At 55.6% G+C, this 6,459-nt stretch carries 8 protein-coding genes and 1 pseudogene; all 9 read right to left on the reverse strand.

All coding sequences use genetic code 11. The annotated features are described in order from the left end of the window. Window positions 1–51: 51 nt before the first annotated feature. Window positions 52–969: a glycosyltransferase family 8 protein gene (locus ACR0NF_RS19825; RefSeq protein WP_480471829.1), complete on the reverse strand. Its 918-nt coding sequence runs from the start codon at window positions 967–969 to the stop codon at window positions 52–54. Window positions 970–1,457: 488 nt separating this feature from the next. After that, window positions 1,458–1,554 (reverse strand): annotated as a pseudogene (locus ACR0NF_RS19830) (50S ribosomal protein L23); the annotation flags it as partial. Window positions 1,555–1,563: 9 nt separating this feature from the next. Continuing rightward, window positions 1,564–2,598 (reverse strand): fatty acid desaturase, encoded by a 1,035-nt coding sequence (locus tag ACR0NF_RS19835; RefSeq protein WP_480471828.1) that lies wholly within the window; start codon window positions 2,596–2,598, stop codon window positions 1,564–1,566. 168 nt (window positions 2,599–2,766) lie between these two features. After that, entirely contained in the window at window positions 2,767–3,063 is a 297-nt protein-coding gene (locus ACR0NF_RS19840; protein WP_010437040.1) for a 50S ribosomal protein L23, read from the reverse strand. Then, complete coding sequence (rplD, locus tag ACR0NF_RS19845; RefSeq protein WP_480471827.1) at window positions 3,060–3,677, reverse strand: 50S ribosomal protein L4; 618 nt, start codon at window positions 3,675–3,677, stop codon at window positions 3,060–3,062. The genes ACR0NF_RS19840 and rplD overlap by 4 nt, the downstream gene beginning before the upstream one ends. Beyond that, on the reverse strand, window positions 3,674–4,399 hold the full coding sequence (gene rplC, locus ACR0NF_RS19850; protein WP_298391073.1) for a 50S ribosomal protein L3: 726 nt from the start codon (window positions 4,397–4,399) through the stop codon (window positions 3,674–3,676). Before rplC ends, rplD begins: the two co-directional genes overlap by 4 nt. A gap of 18 nt (window positions 4,400–4,417) precedes the next feature. After that, window positions 4,418–4,732 carry a 30S ribosomal protein S10 gene (gene rpsJ, locus ACR0NF_RS19855; RefSeq protein WP_008756422.1) on the reverse strand — a complete coding sequence of 105 codons (315 nt, stop codon included), beginning with the start codon at window positions 4,730–4,732 and terminating at the stop codon, window positions 4,418–4,420. Between the two features lie 195 nt (window positions 4,733–4,927). Further along, complete coding sequence (locus ACR0NF_RS19860) at window positions 4,928–5,641, reverse strand: hypothetical protein (protein WP_480778825.1); 714 nt, start codon at window positions 5,639–5,641, stop codon at window positions 4,928–4,930. A gap of 190 nt (window positions 5,642–5,831) precedes the next feature. After that, window positions 5,832–6,459: EF-Tu C-terminal domain-related protein (locus ACR0NF_RS19865; RefSeq protein WP_480778826.1), on the reverse strand; the 628-nt coding region annotated here is incomplete at its 5' end.

The raw sequence follows: 6,459 nt of genomic DNA on the forward strand, positions 1-6,459 counted from the left end.
CAGGGTTGGGGGTGGGTGTCTATAGGAAACTCAAGGCCCGCCCAAAGCCCGTTATTTCTGGATCAACTGCCCCAGCTTGCGCGTCACCATGTCCTTGGTCGGAAGTCGCTCGCGCACCTCTTCGATCTGCATCCCCAGACCCATAGGATTGCGCGGGCTCGCACCCCGAAACGCAGTGCGTTCCAGGATGTCGGCATAAGCCTTATGAATGACATCGCGATAATAGGGTTCCAAAAATTTCTTTTTGTAACGTAAATGCCAGGGCTTTACGCTGCCGATCAGATGCACGATCTGTCCCTCGATCGGCTCGGGCTTTTCATATTGCGACACATTCCAGGACGGGTCGAGAAACGCCACATTGCCGTCATATATCACATTCAGTGCATCCTGATCCATCGAATGCAGAATATCCTTCTTGTCGAGGGTCAGATCGATGATCTTCGACGTGATGCTATTGTCACGCCAGTAGGTCAGATCAATGACCAGCACCCCTGCGTTGAAATAGCCGTCATCCGACCCAAGCCCTAGACGCGACCGATGTTTGCCTCCTTCGCCACCCACGCGCACACTGACATCAGGCACCGCCGCCAGCGCCTTGCCGTCCAGACGCATGTTCCCGACCTCGGCCAGATCGCGCAGAACCAGCAGATCCGGGTCGAGGCATATGCAGCGATCCAGCTTCGGGAATAGATCGGCCACAAAGTAACGGGCATAGGTCATCTTGCTTTTCAGATATCCGGTCGACCGGAAGGGCGCGATCTTGTCGCGCGGGATCTCACAAAACGTGACCTGCCCGAACCTCTCATGCTGCCACGAGTCCCGCAGCCTCTGCTTGATATCGACGGTCAGATTCTGGCAGATCACATGGAAATTGAGCACCTCGCCAGCATTCTCAAGCGCTGAGCGACCGGTGACCGCAAGCCCGCACACAACATTCCTGTCACCTATCAGGACCACATCAACTGCCATCTGGAAACTGTCCTCAAAAAGTTCTGTGTGCTCAATAGCTGAGGAAACTATAGAGGCGTCGCGGCAGAATCCAACTTGTTTGGAAGGCGGAGGGGAGTAATGGGATCACCCCGAAACGAATCCGAGGCCGCAAGAGTGAGGCGTGAAACAGAGTTGGTGGTGGGTGTCTATAGGTAGCTCTCAGCCAATTGCCGATATCGTATTTCATGCTCGGTACATTTTGCTTCTACTGCTGCACGCTTGCCTGTCGCCATCCTCTCACCTTTGCCCAAAAGATTGGCTTCATATGGCAAGCTCTCAAATCTCTCGCCATTCTCCTCAATGTCTATACCCTGATAGTTGCGGCGGCGAAGAAGGCCGTACCGTCAGCGACTGCCTTACAGGCGTTGAAGTGCCATCCCACGGGCAGTCGTTGGCGCATCTCATAGACATTAAAGAAAAAACAAGCTTTCGCGGGGCCCTTTATCTCTCACCAAAGGCGGGTCCGATCAGAGACCGGTGGACACGTCGATGATGTCACCCTCTTCTAGGGTCACATATGCTTTTTTTGACGTCTTTCCGACGGCCCAACTGGTGGTGGAATCTTCCCCGCACTCACCCATAAAGCGCGTGGGCCTCGGCGAAGGACAGCAGGCGACGGCTCTTCTCATCCCACAGGTGCAACCGGGCGTTGGCGAGGCTCTCCCGGATGGTCATCTTGTTGCTGTTTGCCAGTTCATCATGATCGCGTAGCACCTCGGTCAGGCGATAGAACGGAATACGGCTGTACAGGTGGTGTACATGGTGGATGCCGATATTGGCGCTGAACCACTGCAACACCGAGGGCAGGATGTAGTGGGAACTTCCGTGCAGGGCCGCCTCGTGCAGTTGCCAGTCTTTATCGGGGTCCCAGTGCGTGTCCTCAAACTGATGCTGTACGTAGAACAGCCAGACACCGGCCGTTGCGGCAATCAGGGTTGAGGGCAGGAAGATCAGTAGCATCGGCATCAGTCCACCGAAATAGTAGATCGCCAGAAGTGCGACCAAAATGGCGACGTTGGTACCCATCGCACTGACCCAGAACCTGACACTCCCCGTCAGACCAAGCGGAAGGCGGTTCTGAAACAGAAACAGATAGCCGGGGCCAAGGACGAACAGTGTGATGGGGTTGCGGTAAACGCGATACCAGAACCGGTTCATGGGCGTTTTCGATTGATACTCGGCCACTGTCAAAGTGTGGATATCGCCCATGCCCCGCTTGTCCAGATTGCCCGAGCTGTTGTGATGCGTGGAATGTGTCCGGCGCCAGACGTCGTAGGGTGTCAGGGTCAGCACTCCGATTATCCGTCCGACCCAGTCGCTAACCGCACGGTTCTTGAAGAACGCTCCGTGCCCGCAATCATGCTGGATCGCAAACAGCCGCAGCAGGAAGGCGGCGTTCAGGACGGAAATCGCAAAGGCCAGCCAGTAGCTGAGCGAAAGCGACATCCAGGATAGCGTCCAAAGCGCAAAGAAGGGGACAATGCTGACACCCAGTTCAAAGGAGCTGCGCCACTGGTTGGGTTCGCGATACTTGGCAAGTGTCGTGACCCAATCCCGCGCCGAGGTCATGTTCGGGTTGCCCCGGATCGAGAGAGAGGGTTTGGTCATGCGCCTGCCGTGTTTTCTTACTTGTAGGGAACCGGATAGACACCCCGCCCGGGATAGCAAGTGAATTCCGGGAAAGTCGCCTGATTTGCGCTCAATTCTTGGTGTTGTTGCCAAAGAAAAACCCCCGCTTGCGCGGGGGTCTTTATCTTTTTCCAAAGACGGGTTCGATCAGAGACCGGTGGACACGTCGATGGTGTTACCCTCTTCCAGGGTCACATATGCTTTTTTGACGTCTTTCCGACGGCCCAGCTGGCCGCGGAACCGCTTGACCTTGCCTTTGGTCACGGTGGTGTTCACCGCTTTGACCTTCACACCAAACAGTGCCTCAACGGCCTCTTTGATCTGTGGCTTGTTGCTGTCGATCGCCACTTCAAAGACAACCGCGCCGTTTTCGGACGCCATGGTCGACTTTTCGGTGATGACCGGCTTGCGGATCACGTCGTAGTGTTCTGCCTTCGCGCTCATTTCAGACGAGCCTCCAGTGCTTCGACAGCCGCTTTGGTGAGCACCAGGGTGTCACGCTTGAGGATGTCATAGACGTTTGCGCCCATCGACGGCAGGATATCCAGACCTTCGATGTTCTTGGACGCTTTCAGGAACCCCTCGTTCACGGTCGCGCCGTCGATGACCAGAGCGCGTTTCCAGCCCAGGTTTGCAACCTGTTTGGCCAGAGCGGCGGTCTTGCCTTCGGCTTCGGCGTTCTCGATCACAACCAGTTCACCTGCCTTGGCTTTTGCCGACAGAGCGTGGCGCAGGCCAAGCTTGCGGAACTTCTTGGGCAGGTCGTGACCATGCGAACGAACCACGGGGCCTTTGTAGATACCACCACCACGGAAGATCGGCGCGTTACGGTCACCATGGCGTGCGCCACCGGTGCCCTTCTGGCGATAGATCTTCTTGGTCGAGTAGCTGGTTTCCGAGCGGGTCTTGACCTTGTGGGTGCCGGCTTGCGCGTTGTTACGCTGCCAACGGACCACACGGTGCAGGATGTCCGCGCGCGGCTCGAGGCCGAACAGGTCTGCATCCAGCTCGATGTCGCCGGCTTTGCCGCCGTCCAGTTTGATTACATCAAGTTTCATGCTTCACCACCTTCCGCGGGCGCTTCTTCCGCCGGTGCTTCGGTTGCGGCACCTTTTACGGCTGCCGGGAACGGCAGACCTTCGGGTGCTTTCTTCTTCACGGCGTCCTTGACGGTAACCCAGCCCGATTTCGGTCCGGGAACGGCGCCTTTGATGAAGACCAGACCACGGTCGGCGTCGGTTTTGACAACCTCCAGGTTCTGGGTGGTAACACGGGCAGCACCCATGTGACCGGCCATCTTCTTGCCTTTGAACACCTTGCCCGGGTCCTGACACTGACCGGTCGAACCGTGCGAACGGTGGCTGATCGAAACACCGTGCGAGGCGCGCAGACCACCAAAGTTCCAGCGCTTCATCGCACCGGCAAAGCCTTTACCGATCGAGGTGCCCGAAACGTCAACTTTCTGACCTTCCAGGAAGTGTTCTGCCGAAATCTCGGCGCCCACATCGATCAGGCCATCTTCGGAGACGCGGAACTCGGCCAGCTTACGCTTGGGCTCAACCTTTGCAGCGGCATAGTGACCGCGCATGGCCTTCGAGGTGCGTTTTGCCTTGGCGGCACCGGCGCCCAGCTGAACGGCGGTGTAGCCGTCTTTGTCAGCGGTACGCTGTGCAACAACCTGCAGATTGTCCAGGTGAAGAACGGTCACAGGGATCTGCTTGCCGTCTTCCATGAACAGGCGGGTCATGCCAACTTTTTTTGCGATAATACCAGAGCGCATAATCTATACCCTCCGATCTTACGACTGCAGCTTGATCTCGACGTCCACACCAGCAGCGAGGTCGAGCTTCATCAGCGCGTCAACGGTCTGGGGGGTCGGATCAACGATGTCCAAGAGACGCTTGTGCGTACGGATCTCGAACTGGTCGCGGGATTTCTTGTCAACGTGAGGGCCACGGAGAACCGTGAACTTCTCAATCTTGTTCGGCAGCGGGATCGGGCCGCGCACGTTCGCGCCGGTCCGCTTGGCAGTGTTGACGATCTCTTGCGTGCTGGCATCCAGAACGCGATAGTCAAATGCCTTCAGCCGAATACGGATGTTTTGGCTTTGCATAGATACAGCCTTTTATCAGGCGTTGAGGTTGAGAGGAGGACAAGCGCGCATCGCCAACCCTCATCGAACCCAAAAGGCGGGAATCACCCCGCCTTGACGTTCTTGTTGAGAACTCGCGCGTATTAGTGGGGTTGGTGGGGTTTGGCAAGGGGGGAATTTACACGTGATGGCCCCCATTAGTCGCCAGATGTTGCACTAGGCTGATAGGAGTTCGGGGAAAAAGCTGAGAACCGCACCGATGACAGCAAGAGCCTCAAGTATCCGGAAAGCCCTGCTGTTAAAGAAGACACGCAGCGCAACCGACAACGCGCCTAAAAATGTGCCCACGACAGTCAACATACCCGACAATGTAAATAGCAACAAAAACGCGAAGCCTAGCATGCTTAAGAAAAATACAAGTAGTAGAGCAATGAAACAGATGAGTGAAGCGACGATCACGACAATTCTCACCAACCAACTTTCAAGTTCCAAAACAGACCTAATCCAAGCCCGCGTTGAAACGCAATGATCGCATTGACTAAAAAACACTAGCCACAACAACAGAACGATTTGTAGCAGCCAAATAGACACTATAATCTGTGCAATGGAAGTGTCGCGGAATTTTTTTTCTTCGGACAAAGAGTGATGATCATCGATGCTGCCAAAAATGGTCGACTTTAGGGCTGGGTACGCACCGACTACAATTCGTTTTACGCCTTCGACCCTGCCGCGAACCCTGTATACTCTTTCATTAATATTTAGCGCGAACTCTGTTATCCTCTTGATTCCAAAAAACTCGACTACAAGAAACAATACCGCGAAAAGCTGTACGATTTTGGCAAATCGAACCCACCACAGAAGTTGTACTCCCAAAATTTCTGTGCTGGTGGGGAGTTTTTCTCCGGCCAACCATATCTCTAGTATATTCACGGAAACTGCTTCCAAAGCTCAAATCAATAAACCGAATTTTTGCACGCCAACTGTGTCTAATCCAAGAGAATATTGCCCCTAGCAAAAACAGAAAAGGCCGCCCCTTGTGGGACGGCCTTCTTTAGTTCAACCGAGTGGGCTCTCATTACTCTTTCAGAGCAACTGCCGCCCATCAGTCGGCAAAGCCGGCTTACTCGATGATTTTCGACACAACGCCCGCGCCGACGGTGCGGCCGCCTTCGCGGATGGCGAAGCGCAGGCCGTCTTCCATCGCGATCGGAGCGATCAGCTCGACGGTGAAGCCGACGTTGTCGCCGGGCATAACCATCTCGGTGCCAGCCGCCAGGGTCACGGTGCCGGTCACGTCAGTGGTCCGGAAGTAGAACTGCGGACGGTAGTTCGCGAAGAACGGGGTGTGACGACCGCCTTCTTCCTTGGTCAGGATGTAGGCTTCGGCTTCGAACTTGGTGTGCGGTGTAACCGAACCCGGCTTACACAGAACCTGGCCACGCTCAACGCCGTCACGGTCGATACCGCGCAGCAGGGCGCCGATGTTGTCGCCCGCTTCACCGCGATCCAGCAGCTTGCGGAACATTTCAACACCGGTACAGGTTGTTTTCTGAGTGTCACGGATGCCGACGATTTCAATCTCGTCGCCAACGTTGATCACGCCACGCTCAACACGACCGGTCACAACGGTACCACGGCCCGAGATCGAGAACACGTCTTCAACCGGCATCAGGAACGGCTTGTCGACTTCACGCTCAGGGGTGTCGATGTAGTCATCAACAGCCGCCATCAGTTCCTTGATCTTCTCT

The organism is Ruegeria sp. CF4, from assembly GCF_056537345.1.

Coding starts and splice junctions, on each gene's coding strand:
- rplD (WP_480471827.1), bottom strand. CDS start 3,677: ATGAAACTTGATGTAATCAAACTGGACGGCGGCAAAGCCGGCGACATC.
- ACR0NF_RS19840 (WP_010437040.1), bottom strand. CDS start 3,063: ATGAGCGCGAAGGCAGAACACTACGACGTGATCCGCAAGCCGGTCATC.
- rpsJ (WP_008756422.1), bottom strand. CDS start 4,732: ATGCAAAGCCAAAACATCCGTATTCGGCTGAAGGCATTTGACTATCGC.
- rplC (WP_298391073.1), bottom strand. CDS start 4,399: ATGCGCTCTGGTATTATCGCAAAAAAAGTTGGCATGACCCGCCTGTTC.
- ACR0NF_RS19835 (WP_480471828.1), bottom strand. CDS start 2,598: ATGACCAAACCCTCTCTCTCGATCCGGGGCAACCCGAACATGACCTCG.
- ACR0NF_RS19825 (WP_480471829.1), bottom strand. CDS start 969: ATGGCAGTTGATGTGGTCCTGATAGGTGACAGGAATGTTGTGTGCGGG.